The sequence below is a fragment of the sulfur-oxidizing endosymbiont of Gigantopelta aegis genome (genome assembly GCF_016097415.1).
In the GTDB taxonomy this organism is placed as follows: Bacteria; Pseudomonadota; Gammaproteobacteria; order GRL18; family GRL18; genus GRL18.
Genome location: NZ_JAEHGE010000001.1, coordinates 586304 through 603729, shown reverse-complemented (window position 1 = coordinate 603729; position 17426 = coordinate 586304). Strand labels below are relative to the sequence as shown.

Sequence of the window (17426 nt, the reverse complement as noted above, 5' to 3'; positions counted from 1 at the left end):
TTGATGAGGCTTATTCAGTGTTAAAATGGTGTTTTTAATGATTGAGAACAAATGGAATGGGATCAGAGAACAATATAGTACATCTGCGTCAAAATTATCAGATTAAAGTGATGATGACTCATATTAAACCCCCTATTTGGCGACGTTTGATTGTTGATAGTCGCATTTCACTGGCGGCTTTGCACGATTCGATTCAAATTAGTATGGGCTGGGATGATGAGCACATGCATCAATTTATTGATAGAGATGACGGTATTTATGGAGAGATAGAGTTATCGGGGCTGAGTGATGATCACAATATGGACGAATCCTTGGTCTTGCTCAATGAAGTGCTGAAAAATGAAAAAGACTGGATGCGTTATGAATATGATTTTGGTGATGGCTGGGAACACAAAATTATTTTAGAAAAAATTCTACCGCACCAAAAAAATCAATTGCCAGTGGTTTGTATCAAGGGTAAACGTGCCTGCCCACCCGAAAATTGCGGTGGTCCCTGGGGTTATCAAAACCTTCTCGAACAATTGGCTGACACTGAGAATAGTGAAGACCGGGAAGATTTATTGGAATGGTTGGGTGGTGAAATTTCTCCAGAGTATTTTGATATTGATGACATCAATGAAATACTTGAGGATTTTTTTGAGAATGAAGTGTTTAATGCCAAAGGTGGTTTAGATAAAGAATTGCAACGGATACAAAGCACTAGTCCGCTTTATGATGCTAGCTATGATTTATCTTCTGAAGGCATGGCATTAGAGGCAATGGCTGAAGATGGCCTCAGCCTGGGTGACACTGATCTTGAAAAAGCCACGGATGAATTACTCAATGATCCGAGCTTGCCGGTTGAAATTAAACAATTGGTAGAAGGAATGCAGGAAGCAGTAGCTGTGGTGGCCTATATGGATGACTTGATTGGGCAGTCAATTGAAGCCTTTGAGCAAATTCTGGCTATCAGCAAGGATAAGAAAGTTAACATGATTGCCAGCAATGCGTTGAAAGTATTGGATGAGGATTAATTGTTTGGATAAGGGGGGAGTCAAATGACATTTTACTCCGACATCGCAGTCAATTAACTTATCGAGTCTAAAAGGAGTTGTTGACTGAGCAACTCTAAATCATCCGGTGTATTGACGTTGAGGAAGGCAGCCGCTTGATCGGAAAAATCCACAGTAATAGCGCCATTGTCCATTAACCATTTACCCAATTTATGTTCATTGTTTTCCAGTGATAGACTCAGTGCGGCTAGTAAGTCCTTATGGATCAGATTATAAGTGGGCTGGCGGTATTGACCATCAAAGGCCAATACCGCCGGTGCTTGTTGTTGATAGGCAAACTGCGACATTCTTTGTGCTAAATCCAAGGGTAATAAGGGGCCATCGCAGGGTACAGTAAGTAAGTAATCACTCTTGCTATGAGCCAGGCCTCTTGCCATGCCAGCCAAAGGACCACGATAATCATCATAATCGTCTACCAGCACCGGATAATTAAATTGCTGATAGCGTTCAAGGTGGCGATTGGCACTGATTAAAAGCGTTGATACTTGTGTTTCAAGACGTTTAAGAACATGCTCAATCATGGTGCTATTGCCAAGCTTGAGTAGCCCCTTATCATTGCCATCCATTCGGCTGGAACGGCCACCGGCTAAAATGAGACCGGTTATTTGCTGAGAATTTTGCTTGGCAGTCAATGAAAAAACCCCTTTCTTATGTTGAACCGTAGCAATTATAGCAAGAAAGCAAGCCCTGAAGAACATTGAAATAGCAACGAAACAAAAGGAACAAGTTGATAATGCCAGACATAGGTTTACTAACAGAATCGCTTTATTTATTTGGCATATTGTACTTTTTGCTAGAAATAGTGGCTATTTACTATGCTTTTCATGCAGTACTGAATACCCGTACATCACAGGCAGCCATCGCTTGGGCGATTAGTTTAATTATAATCCCTATATTGATATTGCCCTTGTATTGGGTGTTTGGCAATAAACGCTTTCATGGTTATAAGGATAGCTTTCGACAGGCAAGTTTAGACGATATTGAAACGGCTAGAATCGCCTTTGAGCAATATCATGCTCATGATATTGAAAACTTGCAAAGTGTGACGCGAACAGTGGCTAATTTACACCATCTACCATTTACATCGCATAATAGAGCACAATTGCTGATCAATGGTGAAAGTACCTACAAAGCGATGTTCAAGTCCATTACAGAGGCTCAGGACTATGTTTTATTACAATTTTATATCATTAAAAATGATCATGTCGGGGAAGCTTTTCGCCGCTTATTGACCGAAAAAATGCAGCAGGGAGTGCGGGTTTATTTTTTATATGACAACCTAGGCTCGTATAGCCTTTCGAGGCGATATCTACAAGAATTGCGAGACGCAGGGGCACATGTTTCCTCATTTAATCAACGTGAAGGGGTTGGTAAGTACTTACATATTAATTTTCGAAATCACCGTAAAATTCTTATCGTCGATGGTCTAAAAGCCTTTGTTGGGGGCTTGAATCTGGGGCTGGAATACTTGGGTGAAGATCTAGCGATGGGCTATTGGCGAGACACCCATGTCATGCTTGAAGGGCCTTCAGTTCAGGCAACACAAGGGGTGTTTGTAAAAGACTGGTACTGGAGCGTAGGCACTGTGCCAGAATTAAATTGGACAATAGAAGCTCCCGATAAGTGTCCCGGCGAACAAAATATTATGGTACTTGACACTGGTCCCGCGGATAGTCTGCCCGTGTGTTCCTTGTTTTTACTTGATTACCCACAAAGCTCCGCCATATTTCGATAATTATACTATAATTATACTATAATTATACTATAATTAAAGTATAGATTATGTGTGGAGTAGAATGATGTCAAAAAATAAAATTCAGTTTCAAGAAGGTTATAGTTTATTTGAGCTTTTTAATGATTATGGCACTGACAAACAGTGCCGACAAGCCTTATTTAAATGGAAATTTCCTGATGGATTTGTTTGCCCAGAGTGTGGCAATAAGACTTATTGCACTCTAGAACATCGCCATCTTTATCAGTGCCACCATTGTCATCATCAGACATCAGCAACCTGTGGGACAATATTTGATAGTACCAAACTGCCTTTATCTAAGTGGTTTTAGCGATTCATCTTATGACTCAATTGAAGACAGCGGTTTCAGCATTAGAATTAAAGAGACAGCTTAAGGTAAGCTACAATACAGCCTGGAGTATGAAACAAAAGATCATGCAGGTTATGAAAGAACGTGATGACAGTAAACCTTTATCAGGCATCATTCAAATTGATGATGCCTACTGGGGTGGTGAGCACAGAGGCGGCTCCAGAGGTCGTGGTTCAGAAAATAAAACACCGTTCGTTGCAGCCGTTTCTACTAATGAAGATGGACACCCGATTGCAATGAATTTAAATGTGCTTAAAGGGTTTAAATCCAGTGAAATAAAACGATGGGCACAAACTCATTTAACACCTGGAAGTACTGTTTACTCAGATGGGTTAAATTGTTTTCCTGCGGTTAAAGAAGCTGACTGTAAGCATGTTCCAATCGTCACGGGTGGTGGTGCGGCAAGTGTTGATAAAATTGAGTTTATCTGGGTTAACACTATGATAGGTAATATTAAAAACTCTATGAAGGGAAGCTATCATTCCATTAACTCAAAACATTTACCTCGGTATCTTGCTGAATTTTGTTATCGGTTTAATAGACGCTTTAACTTAAAAAGACATGATGCCAAGGTTTTTATGCGTGGCGATGAAAACGCCACCTATGAATGGAAAGCTCCTAAAAATGGCGGAGCTTTATGGGTAATCAAGTGTTTTTATGTGCTTTGATCAATCAGGCCAATGAACGATTATGGTTGACAACCCCTTATTTTGTACCCGATCCCGAGGTAATTAATGCCCTAAAAAATGCTGCACTGAGGGGCGTCGATGTGCGCATCATATTGCCGGAAAAATACGATCATTATTTTATCTATCTCACTTCCTTTGCCTATTATCGTGAGTTACAGGGCTATGACATTAAAATATTCCGTTATACCAAGGGCTTTACCCACCAAAAAGTGATCTTAGTGGACAATGAATTGGCCGGAGTGGGCACAGTTAATTTGGATAATCGCTCGATCCATTTGAATTTTGAAATAGTAGCCTATATTGCAGATAGAAAATTTGCGCAACAAGTGGCTGAAATGTTGGAATATGACTTCAAACACTGCTATCTTGATAGTATAGAGAATTTTTCACAACGCCCGCTTTGGTTTAAACTGGTGAGCCGATTATTTTATTTAATGTCACCGGTTTTGTAGTGTTATTGATAAAATGGCGCGTTCAGTCAATATTTTGGCACATAAAGACAAGTAATTAATTGTTGTTTACGATATAGTACAAGGCATACAAGTGGTTAAGTTAAAACGCTATCAAGAAACGGGAGTGCTAAGAAATGAATGCTATAAGCGGAACAAGTTCTGATTACCTTAATCTAGTACAAGGTGCTACCCGTCGTAATACCGTGACTCAGGTGGTAGATGCTAAACAGACAGGAAAGCCTGTTGATGTTGAGCAATTGCAAGCCTCTAACCAACAGATAAGAGATTCAGCCCGGGAAACCGGCGTGGCACTCTATTCACAAAGCCTACAAAAGCAAGCCGTTGAGACTTATACGAAAGCATCAGAAAATGCGCCTTCTTATACAACGGGCAGTGATTCCAGTAGTGACTCCAGTAGTATATACAGCGATACTTATAGTAGTGATAATAGTAATGTTTATACCTTTGATGCAGCAGCAGTGAATAATGGCTTACAAACAGTGCAAAAAAGAGCCTTGGGTGTTGCCTTATATGAAAATCTAAGCGCAGGTTCTGGAAATGCGCCTACTAATGACAGACCTACAACATTACCTGTCAATGTTTACGTTTAAACGCTAAATTTTCACCCTGAGCTTTTCTCTTATTGCTTTAATAGTGTATTTCAGCGCTGCGCGGACTAACGCCCGTCCAGCGTCTATAAGCGCGGGAAAACGAACTTAATTCAGAAAAGCCCAGCATAAAAGTAATTTCAGTCATACTTAAATGATCATCCAATATGTATTCTTCTGCCAACTCATGGCGACTTTGCTCAAATAGATCCTTAAATGTTGTATTCGACTCGGCAAGCTTTCTTTGTAAACTGCGATAGCTCATGCCTATATCCTTGGCCACAATCTGCCCTGTTACCAAACCCGAGGGCATTTTTTTTACAATAATGGTGTTGATTTTATCAATGAGGGCATCATTCAATAATTTCTTATTGGCAGGAGATTTTTTTACTTTGCTTTCAAGTGATTTAAGGTATTGGCGCATGACCTGATCATTCAATTGGGCGAGTTGTTTATTTGCCCCAGGCAGTCGGCTATCAATGACTTCAAGCGGAAAAGTTAGACTGTCATAAACTTCTGAAAAGCTAAGTTTAGATTGAAAATAAGCATAATAGTCACCGATATCATCCGGCTCAGGGTGGCTAAAAGTGACGAGGCTCGGGTGCAAGCTGTCCTGATAATTTATTCTGCACATGTGCAAGACTATCGACATTGCATTATCTGAGCGAGCGGGATTATAACCCAGTTGTTGATAATTAAAGCTGACTTTGAAATGTGATGCATTTTCTTCAATTATAATTTCACCGCTATCGCTGATGATGCTGATAAAGCGTTGCATCCGCTTAAAAGCTTCTCTTAATGTTTCACTGCTCAACCAGGCATAGCCCAAAGCCCCCATATAACTGGGATGCCAGTATTTATACGCGTCTAGCCCAAAGCTGTGAGAGTCGATGAGTTCATAGGCATCATCCCAAAGCTGAGGAATAAGCTTTAATGATACTCTGATTTCTGGATCAAGCAGATCCCGGTATTTTAAGCCATATTGAGAGAACAATTTAGCTGGATCAACATGGTTTGCTTTTAAAAGCTTCCACAACACTTCAAGAGCCGGGGCAAAGTAAGATAGGTGCATAGCAAAACTCGTTTAATGAATGAAGTCTAAATTTATGTTATTTTGGCACCAAATGTCAAACGATTGGCGAGAAATGACAAGCAATAATTACTCGTATCGGGATAATAGTTCCTAGTGATGTAAACGAACATTTCTTTAGGTTTAGCTAGGGACAAATCAAATGACAATAGAAGTGGATTATATTGATGGCAAAAGAGGGGTATTAATACGCTTATCAAATCGGGTGACGGGGCAGGAGATGATTAATATTCATGATGAAATTTATCGTTCTCATCAGTCGGTCACGCAACAGTATCATATTATTGATAAATCATGGTGTCTTGAATATGATGTGACGGCCACTGAAGTGCGAAAGCTGGCTGAATTGGACTGTAAATTGACGCAATTAAATGCTGATATAGCAATTGCGGTGATTGAATCAAACTACTTACAGTTTAATTTAACCGATGTTTGGCAGGCTTATATTGAAGATTGTATTAAATACAGTCAATCATTTAAAAACCAGCCTGATGCCTTGGACTGGCTTAAATGCGTGCTGCAAGATTTGAATCAAAGCACTCTGATGTCAAAAAAGATGTCAAGCAATGAATGGGTGAACAGAATCGAAGGTACTTCACCGCTTAAGCATTAATGCATGAGCGATGGAGTTCTTTTGCAAGTACCTCTACTCATCAAAAACCGGGGTCTTCAAAGATTCAAAGTTATTTTTGGGTGGAAAGGGAGAAAGAATGACTTTGACCGCTTTTTCTAAGGCCCTACGTCTACTTCTTTCGCTATCCTCAGGGGTAATGCCTGTGGGTGCTGAGCCGCGCCAAATTAAACGGTTATTGTCTTTGGAAACAATATCCACAATCAAGGTACGCTTAGAAAAACTATAGTTGCTATTAGCAATGCCCTTGCCGGTACCATACTTATCATCCCAGGCCAGTCCAAGGTTATAGTTAAATAAACGATTGAGCTCACCGACATTCATTCCCTGCTCACCGGTAAAATAATAATTCACCCAAAAATCAGGAGCCATATTACGTTCTTTGCGTAGCTTTTTAGTTGCCATGCGATTTTCAATGGCCAGTGTCGCCCCGGATGCTTGAATAAAAAGAAACTTATTATCTGTTTTAAGTGCCTCCACTTGCGGTTTAAAATTATAGCGCTGCATGGCTTCAAAATTCTGTGCATAATCATGTTTATGGCGGCCACCGACCAAAGAACTCACAGACGAACAACCACTGATAAAAATGCCGAGAAACAGACTAAAAAAAACATAAAAGGTAAATTGTTGCTGGGTACGAGTAAGGGACATAAAGTAATCCTGGATAAATAAACTATAGGTTGCTATAAATAGTATAGGGTTTTAAAAAAATAGTCACTAAAACTGAGCATGGAAAGACAATGAATCGCACCATAAAATCAATTAATCCCGCCAATGAAAGCATCGTTGAAGAATTTCCCGACTGGGACATGGACAAAATAAATCCGGTGATTGATGCCAATCATGAGGCTTTTGTACAATGGCAAAGCCAAGATTATGCTTCCCGGGCTGTTTATTTTACCAATATGGCCACGATACTCCGCGAGCGAAAAAGTGAATATGCGCGCATTATGGCCAATGAAATGGGCAAGCCGGTCAGTCAGGGTGAGGCTGAAATCGAAAAATGTGCCTGGGTATGTGAGCATTATGCACAACATAGTGCTGAATATCTGGCTGATCGGGTGATTGAAACAGAAAACACAGAAAGCTTTGTGACGTTTAAGCCCCTGGGGGTGATTTATATGATCATGCCGTGGAATTTTCCCTTCTGGCAAGTGATTCGTGGTGCTGCGCCAACGATCATGGCGGGTAATACTATTGTGCTCAAACACGCCTCCAACGTGTTTGGCTGTGCGGTGGCAATTGAAGATGTATTTAAAGAAGCCGGTTTTCCGGACAATGTTTTTAGCAGCTTATTGACGGGTTCGCGCACTTCAGCCGATATTATTGCCCATCCTAAAATACGTGCTGTCACTTTAACGGGCAGTGAACGTGCTGGAGTGCAAGTGGCATCTGAAGCGGGGCGCAATCTGAAAAAAAGCGTTTTAGAATTGGGCGGTAGTGATCCCTATATTATTTTAGAAGATGCCGACATTGATTTGGCGGTTGCCAGTTGTGCTGCATCCAGAATGCTTAATGGTGGTCAGGTTTGTGTGGCGGCAAAGCGTTTTATTGTGGTTGAGTCGATACGTGAAGAATTTGAAGCTAAGGTGATTCAATTGATGCAAACGTATCAATTGGGCGATCCCTTGGATGTCAGCACTAATTTCGGCCCTATGGCCAAACCTAAATTGCGTGATGAATTACACCAACAAGTGATGCGCAGTGTGGAGCAGGGTGCGCAATTGAAATTGGGCGGTGAAATTCCCGATAAACCCGGTGCCTGGTATCCCGCTACAGTATTAACCGGGGTCAAAAAAGGCATGTTAGCTTATAGCGAAGAGCTGTTTGGCCCCGTCTCAACGATTATCAGCGCCAAAGATGAAGCCGATGCCATTGCCATTGCCAATGACACAGAATTTGGTTTAGGTGGTGCTATCTTTACCCGTGATGTAGAAAAAGGCCGTCGTTTAGCCCGAGATGTTATTGATACCGGAACCTGTGTGGTGAATGGTTTTGTCAAAAGTGATCCCCGCCTACCCTTTGGCGGCATTAAAAAATCTGGCTATGGTCGTGAAATTGGTGAGTTCGGTATTCATGAATTTGTTAATATTAAAACCATTGTTGTAAGTTGAACATAGCTTGTTAGTTGAATGAGGTAGTTAGTGCCCATCCGTAAATAGGTTTTTTTATATAAAGAACCGTAGGGTGGGCATAAAAAGCGTGCCCACCCTACGGTCAAAATTAACAAATAATTTTAGAATAAATGGATGGACACCAGTTAGTTGAATCGCGGGAAACAGCAGGGCTTTTGTGATAAAAAATGCCTATTTCATCAAAGTTTGCTTAAAAAATAGGCAAAAATAGTGTTTTTTTGCTTTTTATGGCCGATAATAACGTATGGATTCTATTTTTTGTGGAGGTTAGCATGGCTATTGGCATCAACAATTCAAAATTTATTGGCAATCAGATTGGCAAGCATGATAATAATTTGGCCACTTCTTTTGCTCGACTCGCTTCCGGTAAACAAATTAATAGTGCCAAGGACAATGCCGCTGGCCTCGCGATTGTTGAGCGTTTTGCAGCACAAATTTTAGGCACTAATCAGGGCTTTCGCAACGTCAATGATGGCATTTCTTTGGCGCAAACAGCCGATGGTGCCAGCTCACAAATCAGCGATTTAATACAACGTGGTCGAGAACTCGCGGTGCAAAGTGGTAATGGCATACTCAATGATTCCGATCGAGCGGCGCTTCAAGCAGAATTTTCCATGGTACAGGATGAGGTAAAACGGCTTACAAATTCGGCAGAATTTAATGGCCAGAAATTACTCAATACCAATGCTGACCTGAGCTTTCAGGTTGATGCCAATGCCGGCGATCAGGTGACCATCAGTACCGTTAATTTAGACAGCAGCTTTACCGATAATGGCTTTTTTACTGCGGATTTATCAACTCAAAATGGGGCTGCAAATGCCCTGGCCTCACTCGATTCATCTTTGACCGATGTCAACACGTCACGGGCCGAGTTTGGTGCAACAATCAATCGTTTTGAAAGTATAGGCCGTAACTTATTGAACAAGGATGAGAATCTGTCAGCAGCAAAAAGTCGTATTCTTGATACGGATTATGCTCGCACAGTCAGTGAGCGCAATCGAGATTTGTTATTGCGTGATGCCGCAACGGCCTTACAAAGTCAGGCGAATTTTTCTCAACAACAGATATTGGGCTTATTGTAATAGCTGAATTTAATGCTTCAGCGGGCAAAATTAACAAAGCAACGTTCATTTTGGATTAAAAAGATAAATGGATGAACTAAAATAACAATATTTCCTAAACCTTTCATGCTATATTTCTATCCACGCTCATTTCATAATAAATAGAAGCTCATCAGAGACGCACCTAGAGAAGCAAATGAATAAAAAACTCCAATTACTTTTTATGAGCCTTATTTTGCTCATTGTCGCAGGATGTTCGACGACCGCACAGCGCAATCCTTTGCCAGTTGAATTGATGTCAAAGGCCAGCATTCCCGGTATCCCCAATGCTCGTTTCTGGGCAGATGAATGGCCTAAATTTTCTATAAAACGATTTGATACCATGACTGAAGAGGATATGAACAAGCTCTTTTCAGGTGTCTATAATAGGCCGCATAATTATCTGGCAATTTCTGGTGGTGGTTCTAATGGCGCTTTTGGTGCTGGATTACTGGCAGGGTGGGCGGCAACAGGCACACGACCTGAATTTACCATGGTGACGGGAGTGAGTACGGGTGCTTTAACAGCACCTTTTGCATTCTTGGGGGCTGATTACGATGATGAACTAAAAAAAGTCTATACAACAACAAAAACCAGTGATATTGCGATTGATCGAAATTTAATTTCAGGCATGCTCAGTGATTCCCTGGCTGATACAGCACCGTTGAAAAAACTCATTCAACGCTATGTCAGTGAAGATGTTATCGCAGCTATAGCCAAAGAGCATCTACGCGGGCGACGCTTATTTGTAGGCACGGTTAATCTGGATGCCTCACGCTCAGTGATATGGAATATCGGAGCGATTGCCAGCAGTGATTACCCCGGTAAAGTTGATTTAATTCATGAAGTGTTACGCGCCTCAGCTGCCATCCCGGTTGCTTTTCCTCCGGTTATGATCCCAGTGGAAGTGAATGGCAGACAATATGATGAAATGCACGTCGATGGCGGCACGGGCTCGCAAGTTTTTGTTTATCCTGCAGCCGTTGATTGGCAGCAAATTACCCGAAAACTTAAAGTGCAGGGTAAGCCAGAGGTGTATATCATTAGAAATTCATTTCTTGATCCAGACTACAATGGCATTATACCCAGCTTGATGCCTATTGCTTCGCGTTCTATCGACTCATTGATAAGAACTCAGGGTGTCGGTGATTTGTACCAGATTTATGCTCTCTGTGAGCGTGATGGCAATGAGTTCAACCTCGCCTATATACCCTCTGACTTTACAGATAAACCCACCGAAGGTTTTGACCCGGTTTATATGACAAAGCTTTATCAGCATGGTTATAACATGGCTGTAAAAGGCTATACATGGAAAAAAGGTCCTCCGGGCTTTATTAAAGACAGTACTCTGTCTACTAACGAAAAATGATCTAAATAAGGAATACAGATGAACAAAATTTTAACCGGTGCATTATTACTCGGCGTTGCTACAACATTGAGTCAAAGCGTTTTAGCTTATGACAATGAAGTTATGCATCGTTTACTGGATGAAACAAATTATGCTGCCAATGAAGTAAAAGTCGCAGTCGGCATCGTGGATCGGGTTGATAGAAGAGTTGATCGTCGTGATAATACTTCTGATCGCGTACATGACAAACAGGAATTCCGCGAAGAACGCCGCGATTGTACCGGTCATGGTGCTGATTGTCGTTCCGATAATAGACAGGACAAGCGTCAGGACACTATGGAACGTGCTGAAGAACGTGTTGATGACAGACGTGATCGTCGTTTTTAAAACAGTGTGTTAATTATAATGTAAGTTGAACCGATGTAAGTATTGGCCTAGTGCTAATGCCTATAAACAAGGAATTTATATGTCTCTGCGAACAAAACTAAGCCACTATGCTGGTGTTGTCAGTTTATCTTTTTGTGCCAGTTTATTGACCACTTCTGTGGTGCAATCAGCAGAAGAAGTCGAAGCACAGGCCGACAGCCTATTAAAAAATATGAGTACTTATATTGCTGGTTTACAGCAATTTACCGTTAGCAGTCATTCAACGATTGAATCCATGCTCGATTCAGGTCAAAAAATCATGTTGGATCATGATAATGAAACCTCGGTGAGTCGTCCTAATAAATTATTCAGTACCCGTATGGGCGATGCAGTAGAACAAAAATTTTATTATGATGGCAAGCAATTTACCCTTTATAGCAAGGCGCATAACTACTATGCCAGCGTTGCAGCAGCTGATAATCTGACTGCGGCACTGGATCAGGCGATAAACCAATTTGACCTGACGGCACCCGGTGCTGATTTGCTCTATAAAGACAGTTATACAAGGCTTTCTAAGGGGCTGATTTCAGGTTTTTATGTGGGAAAAAGTATGATTGATGGTGTTGAGTGTCATCATCTGGCTTTTCGCAATGCCGAAGTTGATTGGCAGATATGGATTCAAACGGGCGATAAACCCTTGCCCAAGCGTTATGTTGTTAGCTCTCGCTGGATAACCGGTAGTCCACAATTTTCTCTGACCATGAACTGGAATACCAAGCCAGATTTAGCGGACAAAACATTCCAATTTATTGTCCCTGAAAAGGCTGAGAAAATTGACTTATTATTACGCGGCACTGGCCAATAAAGCGCAAGGAAAATAACAATGAACATTACTAGCAAAAAAGTTATGAGAAGCATAACCAGAACATTTTTCTTTCTGGCAATCGGGGTGTTATTTTTTAGCGCTGATTTTGATGAAGCAACACAGTTCAATTTTAAAGTCATCCAGGATGCCGAAGCGGTTGTCGGTCGGCCATTGACACCAGTGAGTGTTGCAGGTGTTAGACGTCGTACTCGACGACGTACTGCGGTAGCAACGGCAGCGGTTGTCGCTACTCCTGTGGTCGTTGCTGCGCCAGTAGTGGCAGCGCCTGTGGTCGTTGCTCCTGCTCCAGTTGTTGTTGCACCTGCAGCAGCGGCAGTTGCGATAGGTACAACGGTGGCAGTTTTACCTAGTGGTTGTCAAACGCTGACCTCGACTGGCGCTACTTATCATTCTTGTGGCGGGGTTTATTATAGGCCTGCATTTCAGTCTAATAAGATTGTGTATATCGTGGTTGATCAGCCCTGATTCTTACGGCGCGCTTTAAAGGCGCCGTTTTAGTGTTGCTGACGGAATTTTTTCGGTGTGGTGTGATTGCAGCGGATAAAAAACCGAGTAAACGAACTCTGATCTGAAAAACCTGTTTTTCTGGCAATATCATTAATGCTAACCCTTGTTTGGCTGAGCATTTCTATTGCTAGATCATTTCTAACACTGGCCTTGATTTGTTTAAAATCAATTTTCTCCTGTCCAAGTTTGCGCTTAAAAGTGCTGAGGGTTAAGTTGAGTTCATGGGCTATGCCGGCTGCTGTGGCATCACCAATGCCTAGATTTTCAAGCAATAATAGACGTATTTTAGCGGCCAAAGAATCATCTTTGATATATATTCTCAGGGCTTTGTCGGCCTGAACCCGGAGTATTTTTAATAAGCCTGCATCGACATTGCTCAGATGTTGCTTGAGTATACTGCGTGGATAAAATAATTGATTGCTGTCTTGATCAAAGCTTATTTTTGGCCCAAAAACACTGCTGAGTTTTTCTTTGTCAACGACTTCTTTATGGGTAAAATGAGCACTTTGTGGTATCCCGATTTCACCTAATGCTATTTGTAGATAATATGGTATAAACCCCAGGCTCCATTCGGTAAGGTGTCGATGCGATGCCTGTGCATCAGTCTTGGTGATAAAGCTGATATGTACTTGCTTATTGTAATTGACTATCTTGAATGAGGCACCACCGGCATACAAAATGGGATAATAATGTTCAATGGTATTAAACAAATCCTGCACAGTACTACTATTGAGTAGTAAATAACCAAATAAGCCGTACATAGTGACATCAATCCGCTCATTCATGGTGAGGCCAAAATTTTTATTGCCACTGAGTTTGGCACACATTGTCAGTAGAATATCGACTCGTTCAGGGCTAATACGGTTGATATGATAAAGAATTTCCCGGACATCATCGGGTAATAAGCGAGTGAGCTCTTCAATATCGACCCCACCACGACGGAATGCTTCAAGCGTCCATGCTCCAGGTAAAAGTTCTAGCTTCATTTAGATCCTCAGACCAAATAGTTAAAATATTGAGCTAAAATAACAATTATTTCACTATTTGTCATGCTACAATTGTTTTTTTAATGAGAATAAGGAATTTGCATGAGCAATATGACGATAAAACTGATCGGCTGTTTTTTTCTTTTGAGCGCAATGCAAGGCACGGTGTTTGCCAATGAAGAGTTTCTTACAGAGCAACGCGATAGCTATGATACGGTGACATCGGAAGATCTTGAGAAAACACGTCAAGAGCTGTTGAAAATGGCTGATGAAACCTTAGAGCGTTTATATAAGGAACATCCAGATACAAAAGAAGAAATTAAGAATGCCTATGGTTATGGCGTTTTTGAAGGTCAGTCAGTGAATTTAATCATGTATGTTGCTGGTAAAGGACTGGGTGTTGTTTTTGATAATAAAACCAAAACCCCTATTTATATGAATGCGATCAGAGCAGGAACGGGTCCTGGTGTGGGCTATAAATCTGTTCATGGCGTGGTTATTTTTGACAATGAAACAGTATTTAATCAATTTACTACCATTGGCCTGCAAGTGAGTGCTTCGGGTGATGCGATGGTGAAAGTAGCGGGTCGTGGTGTTAATGCCAGTGAGTCTGCTTCATTAGTGCCGGGTGTATCATTGTATCAATTAGTGGATACCGGTCTGGTGCTACAAGCAAATTGGGGTGCAACAGAATTTCTTAAAGATCCCCAATTGAATAAATAAGATTCATCGCAGAAATATTGTTTAGGCCTTTTTCGTAGGTTGGTGCTACGCTTAGCACCAACCTACAAATTGTCGCATCGTTAAACATAAAAAACCTATCATCATTTTCTATAGCACCAGCCATGCTAGAAACAAGGCCATCCTGCCTCTGCTCCCAATAGCTATACCCGTGATATTCAACTTAATTCCCCGTGTTCAGCTTCAGTTCATCTCAGTCAGATAGTCTTATTTCAATTTTCAGACTATTTCGAGTGTTTTTATCATGTTTATTAAAAAATTAAATGTTATTGTGGTCATTTTCAGCCTGTTTATTGCACAAAATAGTGTCGCCGATCACTCTCAAGTCTATGGTGATGAGGAAATTGAAACACTAAAAGCACTTAAAGATGCCGGAAAAATAATGTCATTGGAAAAAATTCTGGCAGAATTGGCGAGTCATGATATTAGTCGTATTTTAGAAATTGAGTTAAAAAGTGAAACTCACGATAAAAGCTCAGATGATAATATCCATCGCTATATTTATGAAATAGAATACATCAATGAGAAGGGTGTTGTGGTTGAGATTGAAGTGGATGCTTTAACATCACAAGTGATAGACACAGATGAAGAACATTAAACAATGCGACTATTATTAGTTGAAGATGATATTGAATTAACCGACACATTGCATAAGGCACTCATAAGCAAAGGCTTTGCTGTTGATGTGGTGCACAATGGTGTTGATGCTGAGTTTATGGGGGATGAAGAGTCCTATGATTTGGTCATTTTAGATCTGGGCTTACCACAGCGTTCAGGACTGGAAGTATTGACCAACTGGCGCACAAAAGGTAATACCCTGCCAGTCATTATTCTAACCGCCCGAGATTCATGGCATGAGCGTATTGATGGTTTTAAAGCGGGAGCGGATGATTATTTAGGCAAGCCATTTCATGTGGAAGAACTGGTGATGCGTATTCAGGCCTTATTGCGTCGCACCCATGATAAAGCAGGCCAAGCTTTAGAGTGTCAGGGCTTGAAATTAGATGAGGAAACCCAGCAACTCATTATTGATGGCAAGGTTGAGTTATTAACCGGTACTGAATTCAGGTTGTTGCGTTATTTTATGCTTAATGCGGGCAAGGTATTATCAAAAACCCGTTTAATTGAACATGTTTATGAACAGGACTTTGATAAGGACAGTAATCTCATTGAAGTCTATATCAGACGACTGAGAGACAAACTGGGCAAAGAGCGTATAGTGACACGCAGAGGTCAGGGCTATATTTTCATGGATAGCTTATCGTGAAGTCACTTGAATACCGCTTGCATATAGGCTTGTCACTGAGTCTATTACTCTTGTTCAGCGTACTATGGTTTTTGGGTCAAAAATCCATGAATGACATGGTGCATGAGTTTGTGGGCTCACGTTTAGAACATGATGTTGAAAGCTTGTTAGCTGCTATTGACGTTATGCCTGAGGCTTTAACGTTGCAGAAAAATAGAATGCCGCCGGTTTATCAACAACCATTTTCTGGGCATTATTTTGTTATCAGCATGAAAAATACACCCTCAATTTTGTCTCGTTCATTATGGGATCAAACGCTCAGAATACCTAAAGTTAACACGGGTGAACGCATTTTAATAGTGACTGATGGCCCTGACAAACAAAAGTTATTACAAATTAATATGGGCTTTAACAAAAAAGGTAAAGATCTGGTGATCGCCTTAGCCGAAGACTTAACGGTTATTAATGAACAAAAAACACGTTTTAAAAGCTATTTTTTTATTCTGTCGCTATTGGGTTTAATGCTATTGCTCTTATTGCAAAGCATTATTTTACGGCTCTCATTCAAACGTCTGGAATCCGTTTGTTCGGATATCAAAAGTCTTGAAGAAGGCGAATTATTAACTCTGTCAGACAATGTACCTTCTGAAGTATTACCCTTGGTTCAAGAAGTGAATCACTTATTAAACTTATTAGAAAAGCGCCTGCAACGTTCACGTAATGCCTTAGGTAATTTATCTCATGCGCTTAAATCACCACTGAATTTATTGATTCAATATTTTGATCGTCTATCAGAAGAGACTGATTCTAAGCACCCAGAGCTTGATAAAACAGTACTCGATAAACAGGCTGCCGCAAAAAAACAATTAGAACGTATTAATCAATTAATTAATCGTGAACTTAAACGTGCACGAATGGCGGGCAAGGGCAGTTCCACGCAGCGCTTTAATCCCAAGGCAGAAATTCCCGAACTGATTGCCGTGATCAAACAAATTTATGCCTATCGTGAGCTGAAGATCAATTATCATATTGATGATCAAATAACGACCTTTGGCGACCGGGAAGATATGCTAGAGCTATTGGGTAACTTATTGGATAATGCCGGTAAGTGGGCCAAGAGTGAGATTCATATTAAAATTCTCAGTCATATTCAAAATGATCAGCTTAGCAGTGAACTCGCTTCAGATGGACATACTGAAGCTGAAAGTATCAATATTATTGTAGAAGATGATGGTAAGCCAATTGATGATTCACAATTAGCGTCTTTAATGCAACGAGGTACACGTCTTGATGAATCAGTAGATGGTCATGGCCTAGGCTTATCCATCGTCAATGATATTGTCAAACTCTATGCTGGGTCGATTAAGCTTGAACATTCATCAGCATTAGGAGGCCTACGTATTGTTATCCAAATTGATGGACACTAAGCAGTATTATTAGACTTTAGTCTAATACTTTTTAAAAATTCCTGAACCTTTGGTGTGTTG

General features: G+C 40.8%; 19 protein-coding genes and 1 pseudogene. 16 read left to right on the top strand and 4 right to left on the bottom strand.

Translation table 11 applies throughout. The features are described 5' to 3' along the window. Positions 1-56 precede the first annotated feature (56 nt). On the top strand, positions 57-1013 hold the full coding sequence (locus JEU79_RS03030) for a plasmid pRiA4b ORF-3 family protein (RefSeq protein WP_281401034.1): 957 nt from the start codon (positions 57-59) through the stop codon (positions 1011-1013). 53 nt (positions 1014-1066) lie between these two features. Here JEU79_RS03030 and mobA read toward each other — a convergent pair whose 3' ends face one another. After that, a complete protein-coding gene (gene mobA / locus JEU79_RS03025) occupies positions 1067-1684 on the bottom strand; it encodes a molybdenum cofactor guanylyltransferase MobA (RefSeq protein ID WP_198262907.1) in 618 nt (205 codons plus the stop codon). A gap of 158 nt (positions 1685-1842) precedes the next feature. Between mobA and JEU79_RS03020 the strand changes: the two genes are divergently transcribed. From JEU79_RS03020 to JEU79_RS03005, 4 genes and pseudogenes are all read left to right on the top strand, one after another. Then, positions 1843-2787, top strand: coding sequence for a phospholipase D-like domain-containing protein (locus tag JEU79_RS03020; protein WP_198262906.1), 945 nt, complete (start codon positions 1843-1845; stop codon positions 2785-2787). Between the two features lie 64 nt (positions 2788-2851). Continuing rightward, positions 2852-3799: pseudogene (locus JEU79_RS03015) on the top strand (IS1595 family transposase). Further along, entirely contained in the window at positions 3792-4295 is a 504-nt protein-coding gene (locus JEU79_RS03010) for a phospholipase D-like domain-containing protein (RefSeq protein WP_198262905.1), read from the top strand. Before JEU79_RS03015 ends, JEU79_RS03010 begins: the two are co-directional and overlap by 8 nt. A gap of 134 nt (positions 4296-4429) precedes the next feature. Next, positions 4430-4906 (top strand): hypothetical protein, encoded by a 477-nt coding sequence (locus JEU79_RS03005; RefSeq protein ID WP_198262904.1) that lies wholly within the window; start codon positions 4430-4432, stop codon positions 4904-4906. Positions 4907-4943: 37 nt separating this feature from the next. Here JEU79_RS03005 and JEU79_RS03000 read toward each other — a convergent pair whose 3' ends face one another. Further along, positions 4944-5942, bottom strand: a complete 999-nt coding sequence (locus tag JEU79_RS03000) for an AraC family transcriptional regulator (protein ID WP_214660478.1) — start codon at positions 5940-5942, stop codon at positions 4944-4946. A 193-nt stretch (positions 5943-6135) separates the two neighbouring features. On the opposite strand from JEU79_RS03000, the gene JEU79_RS02995 reads away from it, so the two are divergent. After that, positions 6136-6606 (top strand): hypothetical protein, encoded by a 471-nt coding sequence (locus JEU79_RS02995; RefSeq protein WP_198262902.1) that lies wholly within the window; start codon positions 6136-6138, stop codon positions 6604-6606. A gap of 33 nt (positions 6607-6639) precedes the next feature. Here JEU79_RS02995 and JEU79_RS02990 read toward each other — a convergent pair whose 3' ends face one another. Continuing rightward, positions 6640-7275, bottom strand: a complete 636-nt coding sequence (locus JEU79_RS02990) for a DUF4136 domain-containing protein (RefSeq protein WP_198262901.1) — start codon at positions 7273-7275, stop codon at positions 6640-6642. 89 nt (positions 7276-7364) lie between these two features. On the opposite strand from JEU79_RS02990, the gene JEU79_RS02985 reads away from it, so the two are divergent. The 6 genes from JEU79_RS02985 to JEU79_RS02960 all read left to right on the top strand — a co-directional run bounded on the left by JEU79_RS02985 (position 7365) and on the right by JEU79_RS02960 (position 12924). Then, the gene (locus JEU79_RS02985) at positions 7365-8738 is read left to right on the top strand and encodes an NAD-dependent succinate-semialdehyde dehydrogenase (RefSeq protein ID WP_198262900.1); all 1374 of its coding nucleotides are present in this window, start codon (positions 7365-7367) and stop codon (positions 8736-8738) included. Positions 8739-9031: 293 nt separating this feature from the next. Beyond that, complete coding sequence (locus JEU79_RS02980) at positions 9032-9841, top strand: flagellin N-terminal helical domain-containing protein (protein ID WP_198262899.1); 810 nt, start codon at positions 9032-9034, stop codon at positions 9839-9841. A 175-nt stretch (positions 9842-10016) separates the two neighbouring features. Next, positions 10017-11228 carry a patatin-like phospholipase family protein gene (locus JEU79_RS02975; protein WP_198262898.1) on the top strand — a complete coding sequence of 404 codons (1212 nt, stop codon included), beginning with the start codon at positions 10017-10019 and terminating at the stop codon, positions 11226-11228. A gap of 18 nt (positions 11229-11246) precedes the next feature. Next, a complete protein-coding gene (locus JEU79_RS02970) occupies positions 11247-11594 on the top strand; it encodes a hypothetical protein (protein WP_198262897.1) in 348 nt (115 codons plus the stop codon). A 79-nt stretch (positions 11595-11673) separates the two neighbouring features. Beyond that, on the top strand, positions 11674-12438 hold the full coding sequence (locus JEU79_RS02965) for a DUF2092 domain-containing protein (protein WP_198262896.1): 765 nt from the start codon (positions 11674-11676) through the stop codon (positions 12436-12438). Between the two features lie 42 nt (positions 12439-12480). Then, complete coding sequence (locus tag JEU79_RS02960; protein WP_214660477.1) at positions 12481-12924, top strand: hypothetical protein; 444 nt, start codon at positions 12481-12483, stop codon at positions 12922-12924. Positions 12925-12953: 29 nt separating this feature from the next. Here the strand turns inward: JEU79_RS02960 and JEU79_RS02955 are convergent, their stop codons facing one another. Beyond that, entirely contained in the window at positions 12954-13952 is a 999-nt protein-coding gene (locus tag JEU79_RS02955) for an AraC family transcriptional regulator (RefSeq protein WP_198262894.1), read from the bottom strand. Positions 13953-14054: 102 nt separating this feature from the next. Here JEU79_RS02955 and JEU79_RS02950 point away from each other — a divergent pair, with 102 nt between their 5' ends. The 4 genes from JEU79_RS02950 to JEU79_RS02935 all read left to right on the top strand — a co-directional run bounded on the left by JEU79_RS02950 (position 14055) and on the right by JEU79_RS02935 (position 17366). Beyond that, positions 14055-14675 carry a lipid-binding SYLF domain-containing protein gene (locus tag JEU79_RS02950; protein WP_198262893.1) on the top strand — a complete coding sequence of 207 codons (621 nt, stop codon included), beginning with the start codon at positions 14055-14057 and terminating at the stop codon, positions 14673-14675. A gap of 262 nt (positions 14676-14937) precedes the next feature. Further along, on the top strand, positions 14938-15291 hold the full coding sequence (locus JEU79_RS02945) for a PepSY domain-containing protein (protein WP_198262892.1): 354 nt from the start codon (positions 14938-14940) through the stop codon (positions 15289-15291). 3 nt (positions 15292-15294) lie between these two features. After that, the gene (locus JEU79_RS02940; RefSeq protein ID WP_198262891.1) at positions 15295-15960 is read left to right on the top strand and encodes a response regulator transcription factor; all 666 of its coding nucleotides are present in this window, start codon (positions 15295-15297) and stop codon (positions 15958-15960) included. Then, positions 15957-17366 (top strand): sensor histidine kinase, encoded by a 1410-nt coding sequence (locus tag JEU79_RS02935; protein ID WP_198262890.1) that lies wholly within the window; start codon positions 15957-15959, stop codon positions 17364-17366. Before JEU79_RS02940 ends, JEU79_RS02935 begins: the two co-directional genes overlap by 4 nt. Positions 17367-17426: the final 60 nt, after the last annotated feature.